Here is a 292-nt window from a genome sequence, read left to right as displayed (position 1 = left end):
AAAGCCAGTTCCTCCCCCGGCGTGGATGATGCAGCCAGCCCCAGATTGGAAGACCCCGCTATCAGGGATTATTTCACTCTCACCGAAAGAGTAACAACGATGCAGGCACAACTAGAGGGCTTGCAGGACTACATCAAAACTCAGTGTCAGTAACAGAGTCTCGCAATCGCGGGACTTTTTATATCCGAATTTCACCGCGCACCTCATGCGCATTCAAACCCAAAGAACCTGTTTAGGAAATAGAGCTTGAGGAAATCAGTATTGTGCTGATTCTTTGGTCTGATTTTCTATG

At 47.6% G+C, this 292-nt stretch carries 1 protein-coding gene; it reads left to right on the top strand.

All coding sequences use genetic code 11. From position 1 onward, the window contains the following. Positions 1 to 153 (top strand): lysis system i-spanin subunit Rz (locus ACGF5R_RS24795; protein WP_387693305.1); only part of this gene is annotated, 153 nt, incomplete at its 5' end. Positions 154 to 292: the final 139 nt, after the last annotated feature.

The sequence above is a fragment of the Photorhabdus sp. RM71S genome, from assembly GCF_042879355.1.
Classification (GTDB): domain Bacteria; phylum Pseudomonadota; class Gammaproteobacteria; order Enterobacterales; family Enterobacteriaceae; genus Photorhabdus; species Photorhabdus kayaii.
Note: the sequence above shows the minus strand (reverse complement) of the source record. Positions and strands in the feature narration are given on the sequence as shown.